Raw genomic sequence first — 17,681 nt, forward strand, 5'->3', positions numbered from 1 at the left:
ACGACGTAAAAGATACAAGCATCAACGGCAATAGCGCTAGGATAAAGTGCTATATCGTCAACCCTGCGTCAAACTCTCGATTATTACTCGATATTATTACTTAGTTCATACTATCTATAGTAGTATTTGGCTGTCCTATTTTTTGGTCAAAAAAACGTTTAATCAAAATAATAGTTGGCCTATATTGGCTAAGATAATATCTAGATTTTGTTAAAACTCATAGTTAAAAAACATTACAACAGACAGGAGCGTCACATGACTGCATTACGTCAAGATATTGATCCAAACGGTTTATTAGAATACTCAGTGGTTTATACCGACCGCGCCCTCAATCATATGTCAAAGGCCTTTCAAGAGGTGATGAATGATTTGCTCAGCAACCTAAAGACAGTTTATAACGCTGAAGCAGCAGTTATCATTCCAGGTTCTGGTACTTATGGCATGGAAGCGGTCGCCCGCCAACTGACCATTGATGAAGATTGCCTAATTATCCGTAATGGCTGGTTTAGCTATCGCTGGACGCAAATTTTAGAAAAAGGTAAATTTGCCAAGTCATCTACGGTCTTAACGGCTGAGCGTACGGAAGACACTGAAGCGCCAAAACCATTTGCACCCGTTAATATCGAAACTGCAGTTGCCAAAATTAAAGCAGACAAACCTGCTATTGTTTATGCACCGCACGTTGAAACCTCATCGGGCATTATTTTATCAGCAGACTATATCAAAGCATTAAGTGAAGCGGTACATAGCGTTGGCGGCTTATTGGTTATTGACTGTATCGCCTCGGGTTGCGTGTGGTTGGATATGAAAGATTTGGGCATTGACGTACTTATCAGTGCGCCGCAAAAAGGCTGGAGTAGCACGCCATGCGCAGGTCTTGTCATGCTCAGCGACGCTGCCATCAAAAAAGTAGAAAATACGGAATCTAATTGCTTTAGTCTAGATTTGAAACAATGGCTAACCATCATGCGTGCCTATGAAAACGGCGGTCATGCTTACCATGCAACCATGCCAACCGATAGTTTGCGTCAATTCCGCGATACTGTCTTAGAAGCGAAAGAAATTGGCTTCGATAAATTGCGTGATGCACAGTGGGAGCTTGGCAAGCGTGTCCGTAAAGTATTAGCTGACAAAGGTTTTGAGAGCGTTGCCGCTGAAGGTTTTGAAGCCCCAGGTGTGGTGGTTGCTTATACTGAACGTGATGACATCCATAAAGGCAGTGCTTTTGCTGAAGCTGGCTTACAAATCGCCGCTGGTGTACCGCTAAAAGTTGGTGAGCCGGATAACTTTAAAACGTTCCGTTTAGGTCTATTTGGTTTAGATAAATTAACGGACGTTGACGGTGCAGTAGCGCGTTTTGAAAAAGCACTTGATGAAGTGTTAGCAAAATAATTTGAGCAGTTGACTCGTTTATTAAACAATACCTTTTTTTAAGCAGTCAGCAACCAAATTAAGAGATACTGAGCATTGCATTACGCAAGGTTCAGTATTTTTTTACCTATTTATTATATTTTATAATATAATGTTTTTATATAAAATGATTTTAATGTTAGTTTCGATAAAAAGAAGCTTAGGTAACTATGATGAATATACAAATAGACTGGCAAGCCTTTACGCCACTCTCTTTAGTCGGTGGTCTGCTATTAGGCTTTGCAACCGTCATATTGCTACTGGGTATCGGTCGTATTGCTGGGATTAGTGGTATTTTCTCAAGCATGTTAAAGCCCAAGCGTGTGGAGATGTGGCAGGTGCTATTCATTCTGGGTCTTGTGGTTTCGCCATTATTTTATAGTCTGGTCAAACCGTTATCTGATATAGAAATCAGTACCTCTTTGCCATTGCTTATCGGTGCAGGATTATTGGTTGGCTTTGGTACACGTTTGGGTTCAGGTTGCACCAGTGGGCATGGTATCTGCGGAAACGCTCGACTATCGCCACGTTCGATAGCGGCGACAGTGACCTTTATGCTCTTTGGTATTGTGACCGTTTATTTGGGTCGGCATGTCTTAGGTGTGATTTAGATAGCACATAGGCGGCACGTTGCTAAGACAGCGTTGGGTACTATTTATAAAAGCTTGGATTTATAAAAGCTTGGATTAATATATTAAGTGCGAGAAATAATAATGCTAAAAAATATAATTGGATTGCTGGCAGGGCTGCTATTCGGTATCGGGCTACTCATATCTGGGATGACTAATCCTACCAAAGTACAAGGGTTTCTAGACGTCTTTGGCGCATGGGATATTTCTCTTGCGTTGGTAATGGGTGGTGGCTTAATAGTGGCAATTATCGGAGTGCAATTGGCTAAGCGCCAACAGAGCAGCTGGATTGGCATATTAATAGAGCTGCCAAGTAAAACCAGTGTTAATAAAAAACTGCTTATTGGCGCGATGTTATTTGGTGTCGGTTGGGGGCTCGTTGGTATTTGCCCAGGACCAGGTATCGTGTTGCTTGGGACAGGGCAGTGGCAGGCCTATGTTTTTATCCCAGCGATGATAGTGGGCATGTTGGTCTATCAATGGTTTGAGCCTAAACTTGGCTAATAAATAGTGAATTTAAAAGCTTAAGTCTAAATAAAAAAGGTCAGACTAAATTTATAGTCTGACCTTTTTTGTGCTTAATCACTAATATCTGAGAAACGTATTAGTGAGTAATTGATGAGTTATTTTGCGCTTGTCGTTACTTTTGGCGTTTCATGGGCAAGGGATTTAGCGGCTTGGCGTAGCTCAAATTTCTGTACTTTTCCGGTACTGGTTTTTGGTACTTCAGCAAAGATGATATATTTAGGTACTTTAAAGCCACCAAGATGCTGCTTGCAATGTTCCATTACATGGTCGCGCTGTAAGGTACTGCCTTCATAAATCTCGATAAAGGCGACGGGTACTTCGCCCCACTTGTCATGTGGCGCGGCGACGACAGCACAGCTTTGGATTTCAGGCATTTTATATAAGACGTTTTCGACTTCGATACTAGAGATATTCTCACCACCTGAGATGATAATATCTTTGAGCCTGTCCATAATTTTGATATAGCCGTCGTGATATTTAACGCCCAAGTCACCCGTGCGAAACCAGCCATCAGCAAAGGCGGCTTCGGTGGCTTTTCGGCTTTTTAGATAGCCTTTCATCACCATGTTACCGCGTAGTGCCAGCTCGCCCATCTCCTCACCATCAGCGGCGACTGGCTCAGTCGTCCCTTGTTTAAATACTTCAAATCCGGTCATCAAATGCGAGGTCACCCCTTGGCGAGACTTCTTTTGTGACCGTTCTGCAATATCAAGCTCATTCCACTCCTCTTGCTCAGCACAAACTGTGACGGGTCCATAAACTTCGGTAAGACCATAAACGTGCGAGATATGAAAGCCCATAGCTTCCATGGCAGCAAGCATCGTTTCAGACGGCGGGGCACCGGCAACCCAGCCTTTGACTTCGTGAGTGATGGCGTCTTTGTATTCAGGCTTACCACCAGCAATCATATTATGTACTACTGGCGCTGAGCAATAATGGCTCACTTTATACTTGGCAATCAGCTGCAAAATCAAATCAGCATTTATCTGACGCAAGCAAACGTTGACGCCAGCGCGCTCAGCAATCGTCCACGGGAAACACCAGCCATTGCAATGAAATAATGGTAGCGTCCATAGATACATCGGATGCTTGGGCATGTCCCAGTCTAAAATGTTGGAGATGGCATTGAGCGTAGCACCGCGATGATGGTAAACCACGCCCTTGGGTTTGCCAGTCGTACCAGAGGTATAATTGAGGGCAATGGCGTCCCATTCATCCAATGGTTTTTCCCAATTGTCTAAACTGTCGGAGCTGGCAAGCAGTTCGCCATAAGTCATTTGCCCAAAACGCTCGATATCGACGGCAGCATCGGTTGCATGAATGACGATTAAGCTGGGGAAGGCTTCATCAATAATCTCAGCGTGCTCAGCAAATTCGCTATCCAAAATTAATACTTTGGCTTCTGAGTGCTGCAAGCAAAAGGTAAGCGCGTTGATATCGAGTCGCGTGTTTAAGGTACAGAGTACGCCGCCTGACATCGGTACACCAAAGGCACACTCAACCATCGCTGGCGTGTTCGGTAGCATGACCGCAACCGTGTCGTTTTTATCAATGCCCAATTTACGTAAACCATCCGCCAGTTTTCGACAACGATCGTAAGTCTGTTGCCAAGTTTGGCTCAAATTATTATGTTCTAGATCATCATAGATGATAGCAGTCTTATGAGGATAAACTTGCGCGCTACGAATGATAAAATCAATAGGGGTAAGTGGTTGATGATTGGCAGCATTTTTGCCAAGACCCGTATGGAAGTCGGTCATGTTGATAATCCTTTATCGTCGTTCTAGTATGCAGTGAGGCAATATGTATTGAAACTACTGTAGCAGTAACTGTTAATTATAGACAGTCATAAGCAAAAATTGGGTGGATTTTTTGGTGCTTATTTAAACAAATACTATAAAGAAACGCCGTCAGTAGATGTTATTAATAGTTAGGATGAACATAGTGTTCACTCGTCAGTCGCTTGTCTGCGTAGCTGATAATAATAGCGGTGTGGTACGATAGCGGTAACGCTAAATTCCTAAATTGTAAAGCATCACTATTCTCACTAAGCATTCCCGTAAACCATTCATAAGGAAAATGATATGTCCGCCAGCCGTACTGCCAATACCATTGAGACCGCTAGCACCAACGAACATTACCCGCATTTATTTGAGCCGCTAGATTTGGGCTTTACGACGCTTAAAAACCGCATGGTCATGGGCTCGATGCATACTGGGCTTGAAGACCGTTTTTATAATTATGGTAAGCTGGCAGCGTATTTTGCAGAGCGTGCTAAAGGCGGCGTGGCGATGATGATTACCGGTGGTATTGCGCCCAATCGCGAAGGCTGGTTATCGCCTGTTGGTGGCACGATGAACAGCAAAGCTGATGTGATTAATCATCAGCGTGTGACCCGTGCAGCACATAAATATGACAGCAAAATCATCATGCAAATCTTGCACAGTGGTCGCTATGGCTATCAACCATTTGTGGTGTCATCAAGTCCGATAAAATCACCAATCTCGCCATTTAAACCGCGTAAGATGAGCATAAAAAACATCGAGCAAACAGTAAAAGACTACGCGCGCTGTGCAAAACTGGCTAAGCAGGCGGGTTATGACGGTGTTGAAATTATGGGCTCAGAAGGGTATTTGCTGAATCAGTTTTTATCGCGCCATGTTAATAAACGCACGGACGAGTATGGCGGTGATATTCAAAATCGCATGAAGTTTGCCGTCGATGTGGTCAAAGCGGTGCGAGAAGCTGCCGGTGAAGATTTTATTATTTTATTCCGCTTATCAGTCATTGATTTGGTCAAAGACGGTAACGTCATGGATGAAGTCATCACCGTCGCCAAGGCCTTAGAAGCAGCGGGCGTGACGATTATGAACACTGGTATCGGCTGGCATGAAGCGCGCATTCCAACGATTGTAACCAGCGTACCGCGTGCGGCGTTTGTTGATTTTACCGCTGAGATTAAAAAGCATATCAACATTCCAATGATGGCGGCCAACCGTGTCAATATGCCAGAAACCGCTGAAGAGATTGTCGCTAGTGGGCAAGCAGATATGATTCAAATGGCGCGTCCATTTTTAGCCGATGCCCATTGGGTGAATAAAGCCAAAAACGGTCAAGCCGATCGCATCAATACCTGTATCGCCTGTAACCAAGCTTGCCTCGATCATACTTTTGCCAATAAACGCTCAACTTGTCTGGTCAATCCACAAGCCTGCTACGAGACTGAATTGGTTTATAAGAAAACTAAAAAACCTAAAAAAGTCGCCGTTATCGGTGGCGGTGTTGCTGGCATGTCAGCGGCGCACGTTGCAGCCTTGCGTGGTCATGATGTGACACTATTTGAAGCCAAAGATATCTTGGGCGGTCAGTTTAACTATGCCAAGGTCATCCCTGGTAAAGAAGAGTTCTTTGAAACCATTCGCTATTATATCAATGAGCTTGAGCACTTAGGCGTTGAGATTAAGCTCAATACCAAAGTTGATAAAGCGATGTTAGAAAAAGCCAAATTTCATCACGTTATTGTTGCAACCGGTGTTGTCCCTAGAAGCCTAGCAGGTAAGCTTGAAGGCGCTGATTTGCCACAAGTGATGAGCTATGCTGAACTGCTCTCTGGTGAAAAATCAGTCGGTGACACGGTTGCCGTCATCGGTGCAGGCGGTATTGGCTTTGATGTTAGTGAATATCTAACTGCCAAGCACGGTCAGCCATTAGATGAGCTAGGTCCTGAGTTGTTAAAAGACCCAAGCTATCGTCCAAAAGCCCAGTCTATTAGCGAATGGCGTGAAGAATGGGGCGTGACTAGTGACACAGAATATCAAACTGAAGGTGGGCTGATTAAACCTGAAGCCATCAAACCTATCCGCCAAGTGTATCTGATGCAACGCACCAAAGGGCGTTTGGGCAGTGGTTTGAATAAAACCTCGGGCTGGGTACATCGCGCGCACATCAAATCACATGGCGTCATCCAAGTATCAGGCGCGCAGTATGATAAAATCACCAACGAAGGTATTTGGATCACCAATAATCAAGGTCAAAGCCAGTTGCTACGTGTTGATAGTGTCGTTGTCTGTGCCGGTCAAGAGTCAGTCGTTGAGCTGATGCCAAATGTCGGTGACGCACCAGACGCGCAATATCATCTCATCGGTGGTGCAAAGCTAGCTGCTGAGCTAGATGCTAAACGCGCGATTCGTGATGGGGCTGAGGTTGCGGCAAGTATTTAAAGAGTAATTTAAATTAGCAAATTAAGAAACGGCAAGGAGAATATAATATCTCCTGCCGTTTTTTTGGTTTAGCAAATTTGGCTTCTTATAATAAAGCTTCAATTCAGCGTATGATCGCTTCAATAAAAATAAGAGACTCGGCTTACTTACTCACGCTCTAATACAATACCGTCAAAATACCCTCGCATACCACAATGTAACTCTCTATATTTGTTATCCATATCTCTTAGTAGTAACTGATTCTTACCTTGATAAGGCGCAGGGTATAAGCGAAGCTCAAGGGTTTTATCTTGCTGACTCTCGTTTATAACCCAGTGATTCTGTGACCATGTTGCCTTGCTCGTTTCAATCTCACAGGTATGCGCATTAGTAAAAATGAAAACGCCTTCAATCATTGAAAGATAAGGTTTATTAGCGACACTATGAATTGATAAAGTGTTTTTCCCTTCTTGCGTATCATGTCTACCAGTTTCTGAATTATATATTGAAATTTTAAAATTTTGAGAAAAATCACCAAACGAGTTTTTGCTAGGTAGATCAGAATTACTTAGCTCGTCTGGGAAGTTCCAAGCTACACCATAATGATTTTTATCTTCAATACGCTCTTTATACTCGCGTAATAAACAAGCTTCTTCTTTACAGGTATTGCGCTGAAATTTAAGCCATAATTTCTGATCTATAATTGCATTGTTTTTATAGATTTCGCTGTCTTCGTCATTAGCTGTGTTAGTAATATCTTTTTTATATTTTTTTGCCATTGCTTCATCAAGCTTAGATAGCTTAGGACTTTCGCAAATGGTTTTTTCTACCCAAGTAGTGGCTTTTTTACAATTAAAACTGGCTGAATTTGCATGAGTAGATAATATGCAAATACTTGCCATGCTTACTGCCGCCAAGGTTAGTTTATTCATATTATTCTCGTTTTTAAATATTGACTGTACTTTAATAAAGCTAGGGTAGGAATAGTAGGAGTATTATCCTAACGCTTTTTGCTCATTTCAGATAATAAATCGAGTTGCATTTCTTGTATTTCAGCCAGCCTATCCCATTGATGCAATAAAAGATGATCAATTTTTTCATGCAAATGCTGAATTTCAAGCTCGGCTTTTAAGTTAATTTGATAGTCATTCTCTGAGCGCAATCGGTCTTTGGTTTCCTGTCTATTTTGGCTCATCATAATCATAGGGGCTTGAATCGCAGCGATACAGGACAAGATCAAATTTAATAGAATAAACGGGTAAGGATCAGCAGGACGGGCGACCATCACCACGGTATTGATGATAATCCAAATGGCTAGAAAAATAGCAAAACAAATAAGAAACGTCCAACTGCCGCCAAACGTGGCAATTTTATCTGCTAAGCGTTCACCAAATGTCCATTCTTGCTCGAGGGTCGTATCAACATCTTTGGTGATGAGTTCGTGCTGTTGCATACTTTTAATCAATTCACATTCTAGATCTGACACCTCGCCTTTTTCAGATTTTAGTGACGAGTGCACATACTGCATTCGGTATTTACCCAAGTCTGTTTGGCAAATATAGTTTTGTGGTAAACATTCAGGGAAATCATGTGAAATTTCTTCTGTAATGGCTTTACGTACTGAGCCTATCGGGGTCAGGTTTTTGATAGGATAACTTTTGCCGCAGACAAGGCATTGAGAAAACTCATTTTTTTTATTCATAGCCACACTCTTTATGATAATCGTAGAATGGTTGGATAATCTAGATATTGACACTCTGTGTAAGCGTACTGCTGAATAGCTTATTCAGCAGCGTTTTTTAGTTTAAAAAATAAGCCGAACTGTCTAGCAAGCGTAAGATTAGCGACAGCGTCATCCGCCAAACAATAAGCTACTAAAGCTCATCGAGCTCTACATCCTCCAACTCTCTAACCATCCACGAACCAACATCTTCAATGTGTGCAGCTAACTCAAGATGCGCTCTGCCTAAGTCATCGAGCTTGTTTTTAATAGCTTCTTTATCATATTTAATACCAGTCAGCGACTCTTTTAATAGCTCAATCAGCTCGACATTTAACGCGTCAGAGAAAATTACGACCTCGCTAATCAGTGCTTGCTTCACATCAAGGTGACAATCAATAATGCCCCAATCAAAACGCGTTTCAATGTGATGAGTGAATTCAGGAGTTTTACCAAAGCGCCAATCCCAATCGGCCATTTGCTGATAGTAGTTGTTCAATGTGGGCTGCTTGGCGAGACTGGCTTCATCCAATTCTTCTACTGGCGCGGTGTCACCATAATATTCACAAAACGCCTCGATAATCGCAGCAGATAAGATTTCGTGATTGATATCCTCGTTGAACTCAACCAAGTTTGCTACGCGCGCACGGACAGATTTGATACCTTTGGCTTTGAGCTTAAGCGGATGCGGATTGAGATAATCGCCCAGCTTTTGCATGTTGGCATTCACCAGTAATGTCCCGTGATGAAAGCTGCGATCGGCGGCATGTTTGAAGGCGCTGCCCGATATTTTCTTATCGCCGACTTGCATATCATTACGACCAGATAAATCTGAGTCTATGCCTAACTTTTTTAGTGCATTAATGATGATGGTAAAGTTTGCTTCTTGATCGTAGTCGGCTTTGGGTGATAAAAAAGTAAAGTTGGTATTGCCCAAATCATGAAACACTGCGCCGCCGCCACTCTGACGCCGTGCCAAAAACACCTCGTCGGCTTCCATCTTATCGATTTTGCATTCTACCCATGGATTTTGCGAGCGCCCAATGACCACGGTCTCGCTATTGCGCCATAAAAAAAGTGTGTGCGAGTCGGGATTGAGGGTATTAAATATCCAATCTTCGGTCGCGAGGTTAAACCAAGGGTTGGTCACAGCAGATTTTAAGATGCGCAGTTTCATTTTTCTTCCTTATTAATTTTATTGCAGAATATTTTTTATAGGTATGGTTTAAATAAGATAGAGGATTGGCTAGCGCTATTGTTACTGATGCGAAGGTGAAACTCAATTATTCTATAGTAGGGCGAGTAGAAGCTGCAAATCAAAGAAGGGGTCAAGCAAAAAAAGCTAGGCAAGATGCCTAGCACTATTATGTAATTGTAATAAACTTAGCAGAGCTCTATTTGGTTGTTGCTGGGCTACTAGTTATTACTTACTACAAAGATATTTAATGAAGCTGCGAAGTTTAGATACATCTGTTTGTAGTAATTGATCTTTATCCTTTTTCCACATGGTATTCATTTGTTCACGTACTTTAGGGTCGTTAGAAGTAACGGTAAAATTCGTACTTAGTAACTTATTTTCGCCTTTTTCACCCAGTTTTGCAGTTGCATAAGTCGTAAAGAATTCATTTGGAGTTTTAATGATATTAGGATAATAGTTTGTCGCGAAGTTTACTTTAATTCCTTGTGCGTTATTAAAGTCTTTACAAATACTATTCTGGGATTGAAAAATAGCAGGTTCAATAATGCCTTTACCAAACTCATAAAACTTGAATGATTTAGTATTACCTAAAGTATGGAACGTTTCTTTATTTATTATCTTTATGGGCTGAACAGTATCTAAGTTGATGAGGCTAAAGGTCTTTTCATCACTATATTTAAAAATAGTGATCTCATCGCCTGTGGTCATATCTTGGAAGTAGCCAGCTATGTCATTTTCTCTAAGTTCTTTACCATTTGCGGGCACATACTTATTGAATGAAATAATTTTTGATTTTCCATCGGTATCGTAATACTGGGTCTTACTGATATCAGCAGATGTTCTAGTATTTATCGTTGCACAACCACTAATAAGACAGGTACTTATCGCCGCAAAAGCCATAGCTATCTTCACAGTAAAATGCTCCTAGAGGTAATGATTATTATTGGTCTAATTAATAGCATTATATACTGAATGTAGCTCAATTACCCTTGTCTTAATTTGAAAAATCTTCCTTCAAAATAGCCGCCATATTACGCTCGGCAAGTCCGGTAATAAACACATACGGATTGACGCCAGCACTACCGGGGATTAACGCGCCATCTTGCACGTAGATATTTTCGTGCCCTTTGACGCGACCAACCTCATCAGTCGCTTTACCAAGTACGCAGCCACCGAGCGGGTGATAGCAAAAGTCGTCACCGAAGCCTTTGGTGAATAGTAAGCTTGAGGTAGAGCCACCATTGGCTTTGGCGAGCTTATCTAACAGCCCTTTAGCTGCATTTACCGAATACTCATTTTGCTTACGTTTCCAGTTAAGCTTGACGGTTTTGGTGGCTTTATCATAATAATAATTGCCACGTTCTGGGTTGTCGGTGATGGCGAGATAGAGCGTCGTCCACGTCTCAAGTCCTAGCGGTAATGGCGCAAGTTCGGCAAAGATTTTATACTTTGAGCCACCTCTATCACCATCCCACATATTGATACCTTTGACCGGAATGGTGGATTGGGTGGCGCCAGCCGCATGGACGAAATTACGTCCAGTCATGATGTTGCCATTGGGTCCCCAGTATTTGCCGATGTGTTCGTTTAGGTTGTTTAGTTTCCCTTCGGCTTGGCTTTTGAGTAGAAGCTCTGAGGTGCCGGTACTACCCGCATTGAGAAACAGTTTATCGCAAGTATAATGCTCAATTTTATCGATGCCGCCCGTTATATTGATAACATGAACTTCTAAGCGCAGCTGGTTATTATCCAGTGCTTGAATACTATTGACTTTGCGTAGGGTTTTAACGATGACATTGCCCGTGGCTTCAGCGTCTTTTAGGTAGGTTAAATCCAATGAAAACTTGCCCGAATTGTTGCCATAAATGACTTCACCGCCCAGTCCTGAAGCATAGACTTCGCCCTTCGCTTCTTTTTGCATATAGTCAAAGTCATAGCTATTACCAAAGAATTCAGTCTTTAGTCCTGCCTTTGAAGCTTGGCGTTCAGCGGCGCGGGTGAATTCGTAATGCTCGGACTCATTAAAAAACGACTCAGGAATTTGGCTGACTTTGAGTTCCTTCATGGCGCGAGGAAAGTAAGTATCATACATCCCATCAGCATCAATCCACGGAAAGACAGATTCAAAGTGCGAACGTCTAGGCTGAATGGCAATCGCGCCATTAACGATAGAACCGCCACCATAGGCACGCCCAGCGAAGACTTTCATCTCGTCATATTCGACTAAATCCAAAACTCCCGGATATTTTTTAATCGGAATAGGAATGGTGATCGGCGCGTTTGGCCAATTACTAAACCAGCTTGAGCGTTTATCGGCGCCAATCATCTTGCAAAAAGTATCATGCTTGGGACTTCTATCCCAGCGCATACCCATCTCAAGTATCAACACTTTATGACCTTTTTCGCTCAATCGTAGCGCCGATACCGCACCACCATAGCCACTACCAACGATAATATTAGGAAAGTGACCAGCTTGGGTTACTGTGCTAGGTAATTTTGGTTGCTTGGCAAGCGTTTGACAACCACTTACCGCAGCGGAGGTGCTGATAGCGCCTAAGCTTAAACCCATGGCTTTAATCAGTTGACGTCGTTGCATGGTAGTTCCTAGATAGGTGTTATTTAAGCTAAAAATCTGTATTTAATCATAATAAATAAGATGATGCTCAGTTTGATACGGTCAATTTTAGTAGACGCTACTTTAGCAAACATATGTTTCTTTATTATGTCGCTTAATCGACTGATTTACTGCTGGTAAGACAAACAAAAACGTTGTATTCATTTGTTGATTGCCATTGCCTAATCGCAATTATTTAACCTGCTTATATTTAATATTAGCCTTGACCTGATAGAAAACTTACCTTAATATCTGTTTCAACGTACTAGAACGCAAATACAATAAAGCTGTTTCATCATAAAGTTTTTATCACTCAAAAATAATTTATTAAAAGATAACTAAACATAAAAAGGTTTGAATATGACAACGCAAAATACAGCAGCTGGCTACGGATTACATCAGTCAATCTTGCCTAATGACGATGGTTTCTATGGTGAGTTCGGTGGCAAAATTGGTCATCCTGAGCTGGCGAAAGCCATGGCAGAAATCGAAACAGGCTTTCGTGAAATTATTAAAGATGAAGACTTTATCGCTGAGATGAAGCGCTTACGTGAGACCTATGTTGGTCGCCCAAGTCCTATTTATCATGCGCAGCGTTTGACCGAGCATTGCGGCGGCGCGCAGATTTATTTTAAGCGCGAAGATTTGAATCATACCGGCGCGCATAAGATTAATCACTGTTTGGGTGAAGTGTTATTAGCCAAGAAATTAGGCAAAACTAAAGTCATTGCCGAAACCGGTGCAGGGCAGCACGGGGTGGCGTTGGCAACCGCAGCAGCCTTGATGGGTATCGAGTGTGAAATACACATGGGCGTGGTTGATATTAAAAAAGAACACCCAAACGTTAGTCGGATGAAGATTTTGGGTGCCAATATCGTGCCAGTGTCACGCGGCGCAGGAACGCTAAAAGAAGCGGTCGACAGTGCTTTTGAGACCTATCTAAATGAGCTTGATAGCAGTATGTTTGCGATTGGCTCGGCATTGGGACCGGCGCCATATCCTGAAATGGTCAGCTATTTTCAATCGGTTGTTGGTCATGAAGCACGAGCGCAGTTCTTAGCCACAACTGGCAAGCTGCCCAACAAGGTCGTCGCTTGTATAGGCGGTGGCTCTAATGCCATTGGTATGTTTAGCGGCTTTTTTGATGATGCCGATGTACAAAAGATAGGCGTCGAGCCCGCAGGTGAAGGTTTGGATACGCCCAATCATGCTGCCACCATGTCGCTAGGGGTGAAGGGCGAAATTCATGGTTTTAAATGCTATGTATTACTCGATGAAAAAGGTGAGCCAGCACCCGTGCATTCGATTGCTTCGGGGCTTGATTATCCGGGGGTTGGACCGCAGCATTCGCATCTAAGAGATTTGCAGTTAGCCAGTTATGAGTCAGCAACGGATGCAGAGTGTTTAGAGGCATTTATGGCGTTGTCGCGCCTTGAAGGTATTATCCCTGCTTTAGAGTCAGCACATGCCATCGCTTATGCGATGAAAGTAGCGAAAGATATGTCAGCAGATGAGACGATTTTGGTTAACTTATCAGGGCGCGGCGATAAAGATATTGATTTTATTTTGGACAAAGTAAAACTATAGAAAAATCTGCGAGCAGTGTAAAAAACAATACCTATGAAGCGATTAAAAAGTTATCATCGTGGTTTTTTTTACGACAAGATACTTTTAACGACTGAGCTTCTTTATAAAGATACGTTTTTTATAAAGAAGCTCGTGCCGTCTAACGCTTGATAAGGTTTACTCATGTCCAACCGCGACCTCATTATCTTTGTGACACTGTCCTTTATGTGGTCGCTGTCTTTTATTTTTTACCGTATCGGCGTGCCTGAATTTGGCTCGTTGGCATTTGCTAGCCTACGTGTGGTATTGGCTGGGCTCACTATGCTGGTTTTTGTGTTATTAAAAAAGAAAAATCGGCAAGGTATCCGTGAAAATTGGAAAGCACTGACGCTTGTCGGGATGTTTTCCGCAGCTATCCCCTTTATCCTATTTGCCTTTTCGGCGCGTTCAGTAAATGCTGGCGTCTTAGCGGTACTCAATGCCTCTGTGCCGATGATGAGTGGTTTTATCTCCAGCACCTTTTTTAAAGATAAATTGTCAAGAAAACAGATACTTGGTCTGGTCATTGGTGTTATCGGTGTCATCATCTTGATGAGTGAAAGCTTGTTTGGCGGACAGAGTGCTTCCTCGGCTTCTGCGTTATTACCAATGGCTTATGCTTTATTAGCCTGTGTTGGCTATGCGGCTGGAGCAAATATCACCAGAAATTACTTAGAAAAAGTCTCGCCAGTAGCAATTACCGCAGGCTCGCTCATTATCGCCAGTGTGATTATGCTGCCTGTGGCAGTTTATGAGTTCCCTTATGGCAAAAGTATCAGCTTTACGGCTTGGGTTGCTGTGATTTGTATCGGGGTATTTTCAACGGCTATTGCGCTGATTTTTATGAATCAATTAATTAAAAGTATTGGTCCTGTGCGGGCGACCAGTATTACTTTAGTGATTCCTATTTTTGCCATTATCTTGGGTTATTTATTGCTGGGTGAAGCGTTAGATACGCCTGCGATTATTGGCTCAATGGTGATATTGTTTGGTACTTATTTGTCGCTAGAGCTGTCTTTTAAAAAGATGTTAAAGTCATAAAAGCTAAAGTCGTAAAAATAATAGAAGTTAAGTAACGCTTTTAATATAAAAAAACCTACTCTTTTAAGTAGGTTTTTTTATATTAAAAGCGTTTGATTAGGTTGTATTAATACCGCCAATACTCACTTAGTATTATTCCTCAGCGTCTTTTTCTACGCAAAAAACGCCATTCATGCAATTCTTGGCACCTGTTTCCCACGGTGATTGAAGCGATAACGCTTCTGCTTTTTGGTAACTAGCGATTGCCCACTCACTCATCTCATCACTATTTTCATCCATATCGGGGGTAGGGTATTTCTCCTGACGCTGACTATCGCTTAGCGCTATAAAGTCTAACAGAGCTTGAGCGTCTCTAGCTAAAACACTATTGGGACGTCTGGCTAATTTGAGCATTAACGGTCGATATTCTGGATCTAAAAACTCATGAATGCTGTCATCTGTCCATTGCGTATTTTCCGAACCAAACACTAGTAAATAACGATATATCTCAAATAAATGTTTGGCGTCTTGATGTGCGTAGCCTTTTGGATAAAGCGCCAGATAATTTTCCCAAAACTGTGCGCGTTCAATCAACTCTTGCAAAGAAAAGGCAATCGCCGCGTCAAACCAAAATATTTTCTGATTATCCATTGCCAGTCGCTCAATAAACGCTTTTTGATCTTGGCGCAGATAAGGGGTAAATATATCTGCCATTGCCTGTAGGTCATGAGTGAATTCGTAATAGCCTTCACCTTGATATATGACACGTACATCAGCGTCGTCCTCTACCAATCTAATGAGATATTGCAGTTTTGGGTTTAGAGTCTTCAATAGAGGCTCGGGCACCTTTTTGCCTTCGTCTGCTATTTCCATAACGATATTAAAATTCTTATCCTCTATCGTCTCATTTGTGAGTAAAAAACGCTCATACATCGCTTGGTAATTCTCTAATAAGCTCAAAACCTCAGTATTACTGGCTGTGGGTAGGCAGGCTTTTAATAGTTCTTGAATACCATAAATAGCTTCAATCTTGCTCGTGTCATCTATCTTTTCCATAGATTTACTCAACGCCAAGCAAGTTTTTGCGTCTATCGCTGGCTCTGTGACCACTGCTGATTTAGATTGTTCTATGCTTAAGGGTTGTTGATTGTTTTGCTCTAATTTTTGCCTGTCATTTGATTCAGCAGGCATTTCTACATTAGGTTGACAACCACTTAAGGCAACCAGCAAGCTCATTACTATGGTGAGAGAGAATAGGGTGTTTTGCATGCGAACCATCCTTTAAATAAAGGCTAAAAACAGTAGCGAATGATTGTTGGCACATTTTTGTGGTTCTGAGCTCGCCAAAATATATTTTTCTACCGCATTGTTAGTCAAGACGCTCATCTTGGCAAATCACCCCGTTTGAGCAATCTCTATTATCACCATTAGTATTCCAAAAAGATGGTATCTGCATTGCTTGATTTAATCGATAGTAGGTCATTGTCCTTTCATGCATCTCGTAACCATCTTCATCGGTACTAGGCGCTGGATAGTGCTGTTGACGTTTGCTATCGGATAACGCCATAAAGTTAAGATAGTTTGTTGCATCTTTTGCCAAGACACTATCGGGACGTTTGCTGAGTGCAACCATCGTCTGCTTATACTCTGGTTCCAGAAACCCACGGATATCATCATCCGTCCATTGGGTATTGTCTGTGCCAAAAAATAAGAAATAGCGATACGAGTCTAGTATGGTTTTGGCATCTTTTACCGCGTAGCCATTTGGATAGCGCGTTATATAATCTTCCCAAAACACCGCCCGCTCAACCAACTCTTCAAAAGAGGTAGTAATGGCGGCATCACTCAAAAAGATATCTTGATTCTCTATTGCCATCTGCTGGATAAATACTTTTTGGTCTTGGCGTAGATAAGGGGTAAATATATCTGCCATGGCTTTCAAATCATGATCGAAAGCGTAGAACCCTTCACCTAAGTTACGAGTTCTGACATCAGCGTCATTTTGGATGAGTCCAATCAAGTATTGTACGCGTGGGCTTAGATTTTTTAGTTTTTCTTCCGGCGCTTTTTTACCTTCCTCTAAGGCATTCATCACGTCAAAAAAATCGTTATTAAATTTTTCGTCATTAATATCACTATCATCCCATAAAAAACGGTTATACATCGCTTGATAGTCTTTTAGTAAATTTAATACTTCGGCATTACTAGCGGTTGGCAAGCAGGATTTAAGCGGTTTTTGAATGGCATAAATGGCTTCAATTTTACTAGTGTTATCTACTTTTTGCATGGCGTCACTGAGTGCTAAGCAGGTCTTGGCATCTACCGCTGAGTTATTAGCAATCGCAGGCTTAGTCGACTTGTCTACGGATGATTGACTGATTTGGTCGGTACTGTCTTTTGCCTCTACTTCAGGCACTACTGCTGATTTTGGCTGGCAAGCACTGAGCGTCAATAGCAGGCTTATCCCAACGGCGAGTGACAACAGGGATTTTTGCATAGGTCATGTCCTTTAGATAAGTTAAAAATTAACAATAAAAAATAAAATTAATATCACTCATTCTAATAGCTTAATAAGCTTATAAGACTGCATAAATAATAGCGCTTTAAAAATTAAAGCGATAGCGTTAGGGGTGTTTTTGTTTGTAAGTTTTACTTGGAAATACTTAATCAGTCCCCTATAAAGAACACGACTTACCAATACTAGCTGATAGCAGCTGAGCAAATTAGAGTAGCGTATATTGACAATCCCAAGCGCTAT

At 42.0% G+C, this 17,681-nt stretch carries 14 protein-coding genes; 6 read left to right on the forward strand and 8 right to left on the reverse strand.

Annotated features, from left to right (window positions below; all coding sequences use genetic code 11):
* Positions 1-255 precede the first annotated feature (255 nt).
* The 3 genes from ACMHKH_RS03170 (at position 256) to ACMHKH_RS03180 (ending at position 2,543) form a co-directional block, all read left to right on the forward strand.
* Positions 256-1,392, forward strand: a complete 1,137-nt coding sequence (locus tag ACMHKH_RS03170; protein WP_413519217.1) for an aminotransferase class V-fold PLP-dependent enzyme — start codon at positions 256-258, stop codon at positions 1,390-1,392.
* 191 nt (positions 1,393-1,583) lie between these two features.
* Positions 1,584-2,021, forward strand: coding sequence for a YeeE/YedE family protein (locus ACMHKH_RS03175; protein WP_413519218.1), 438 nt, complete (start codon positions 1,584-1,586; stop codon positions 2,019-2,021).
* 102 nt (positions 2,022-2,123) lie between these two features.
* On the forward strand, positions 2,124-2,543 hold the full coding sequence (locus tag ACMHKH_RS03180; RefSeq protein WP_413519219.1) for a DUF6691 family protein: 420 nt from the start codon (positions 2,124-2,126) through the stop codon (positions 2,541-2,543).
* Between the two features lie 119 nt (positions 2,544-2,662).
* On the opposite strand, the gene ACMHKH_RS03185 is transcribed toward ACMHKH_RS03180, so the two are convergent.
* The gene (locus ACMHKH_RS03185; RefSeq protein ID WP_413519220.1) at positions 2,663-4,327 is read right to left on the reverse strand and encodes an AMP-binding protein; all 1,665 of its coding nucleotides are present in this window, start codon (positions 4,325-4,327) and stop codon (positions 2,663-2,665) included.
* A 324-nt stretch (positions 4,328-4,651) separates the two neighbouring features.
* Here ACMHKH_RS03185 and ACMHKH_RS03190 point away from each other — a divergent pair, with 324 nt between their 5' ends.
* Positions 4,652-6,787, forward strand: coding sequence for an FAD-dependent oxidoreductase (locus ACMHKH_RS03190; RefSeq protein WP_413519221.1), 2,136 nt, complete (start codon positions 4,652-4,654; stop codon positions 6,785-6,787).
* A 146-nt stretch (positions 6,788-6,933) separates the two neighbouring features.
* On the opposite strand, the gene ACMHKH_RS03195 is transcribed toward ACMHKH_RS03190, so the two are convergent.
* The 5 genes from ACMHKH_RS03195 to ACMHKH_RS03215 all read right to left on the reverse strand — a co-directional run bounded on the left by ACMHKH_RS03195 (position 6,934) and on the right by ACMHKH_RS03215 (position 12,280).
* Complete coding sequence (locus ACMHKH_RS03195) at positions 6,934-7,698, reverse strand: lysozyme inhibitor LprI family protein (RefSeq protein WP_413519222.1); 765 nt, start codon at positions 7,696-7,698, stop codon at positions 6,934-6,936.
* 68 nt (positions 7,699-7,766) lie between these two features.
* Positions 7,767-8,468 (reverse strand): DUF1003 domain-containing protein, encoded by a 702-nt coding sequence (locus tag ACMHKH_RS03200; RefSeq protein WP_413519223.1) that lies wholly within the window; start codon positions 8,466-8,468, stop codon positions 7,767-7,769.
* A 172-nt stretch (positions 8,469-8,640) separates the two neighbouring features.
* Positions 8,641-9,663: a lipoate--protein ligase gene (locus tag ACMHKH_RS03205; RefSeq protein ID WP_413519224.1), complete on the reverse strand. Its 1,023-nt coding sequence runs from the start codon at positions 9,661-9,663 to the stop codon at positions 8,641-8,643.
* Positions 9,664-9,909: 246 nt separating this feature from the next.
* Positions 9,910-10,596, reverse strand: coding sequence for a hypothetical protein (locus tag ACMHKH_RS03210; RefSeq protein WP_413519225.1), 687 nt, complete (start codon positions 10,594-10,596; stop codon positions 9,910-9,912).
* An 82-nt stretch (positions 10,597-10,678) separates the two neighbouring features.
* A complete protein-coding gene (locus ACMHKH_RS03215; protein WP_413519226.1) occupies positions 10,679-12,280 on the reverse strand; it encodes a GMC oxidoreductase in 1,602 nt (533 codons plus the stop codon).
* A 378-nt stretch (positions 12,281-12,658) separates the two neighbouring features.
* On the opposite strand from ACMHKH_RS03215, the gene trpB reads away from it, so the two are divergent.
* Both trpB and ACMHKH_RS03225 read left to right on the forward strand, forming a co-directional pair.
* The gene (trpB, locus tag ACMHKH_RS03220) at positions 12,659-13,885 is read left to right on the forward strand and encodes a tryptophan synthase subunit beta (RefSeq protein ID WP_413519227.1); all 1,227 of its coding nucleotides are present in this window, start codon (positions 12,659-12,661) and stop codon (positions 13,883-13,885) included.
* A 162-nt stretch (positions 13,886-14,047) separates the two neighbouring features.
* Complete coding sequence (locus tag ACMHKH_RS03225; protein WP_413519228.1) at positions 14,048-14,944, forward strand: DMT family transporter; 897 nt, start codon at positions 14,048-14,050, stop codon at positions 14,942-14,944.
* Positions 14,945-15,076: 132 nt separating this feature from the next.
* Here ACMHKH_RS03225 and ACMHKH_RS03230 read toward each other — a convergent pair whose 3' ends face one another.
* Both ACMHKH_RS03230 and ACMHKH_RS03235 read right to left on the reverse strand, forming a co-directional pair.
* A complete protein-coding gene (locus tag ACMHKH_RS03230; RefSeq protein ID WP_413519229.1) occupies positions 15,077-16,192 on the reverse strand; it encodes a hypothetical protein in 1,116 nt (371 codons plus the stop codon).
* A 100-nt stretch (positions 16,193-16,292) separates the two neighbouring features.
* Positions 16,293-17,420 (reverse strand): hypothetical protein, encoded by a 1,128-nt coding sequence (locus ACMHKH_RS03235; RefSeq protein WP_413519230.1) that lies wholly within the window; start codon positions 17,418-17,420, stop codon positions 16,293-16,295.
* Positions 17,421-17,681: the final 261 nt, after the last annotated feature.

The organism is Psychrobacter glacincola, assembly GCF_965118485.1.
Lineage (GTDB): Bacteria > Pseudomonadota > Gammaproteobacteria > Pseudomonadales > Moraxellaceae > Psychrobacter > Psychrobacter glacincola_D.